The following is a 566-nucleotide window of genomic DNA, read 5'->3' as shown; positions in this document are numbered from 1 at the left end:
CGCGGCCCGGTGGGTCGCAGCATCGCGCTGGCCGGCCGTGGTCGCACCTTGATCGGCCACCAGAACCAGCGCCCCAGAAGCGAGGCGATGGACGGCGTCATGAACGAGCGCACCACCAACGTGTCGAACAGCAGGCCGAGACCGATGGTGGTGCCCACCTGGCCGATGATGCGCAGGTCGCTGACCACCATTGAGGCCATCGTGAACGCGAACACCAGACCGGCGTTGGTCACCACCTTGCCGGTGCTGCCCATCGCGCGGATGATCCCGGTCTTCAGCCCGGCGGGTATCTCCTCTTTCAAGCGGGATATCAACAACAGGTTGTAGTCCGAACCGACGGCAAGCAGCAGGATGATCGCCATTGCCAAGACCATCCAGTGCAGGTTCATGCCGAGGATGTACTGCCAGAGCAGTACCGAGAGCCCGAACGACGCGCCCAGCGAGAGCAGCACCGTGCCGACAATCACGACGGCCGCCACCACGCTTCGGGTGATCACCAGCATGATGACGAAAATCAAGGTGGCCGCCGCAATCCCGGCGATCAACAGGTCGATGTTGGAGCCGTC

Annotated in this window: 1 protein-coding gene; it reads right to left on the bottom strand. The window is 63.6% G+C overall.

Annotated elements, in window-relative coordinates; all coding sequences use genetic code 11:
• On the bottom strand, positions 1 to 566 hold a 566-nt coding region (locus A5658_RS05795; protein WP_156751280.1), incomplete at both ends, for an MMPL family transporter.

The organism is Mycobacterium sp. 1245111.1, assembly GCF_001673405.1.
In the GTDB taxonomy this organism is placed as follows: domain Bacteria; phylum Actinomycetota; class Actinomycetes; order Mycobacteriales; family Mycobacteriaceae; genus Mycobacterium.
Note: the sequence above shows the minus strand (reverse complement) of the source record. Positions and strands in the feature narration are given on the sequence as shown.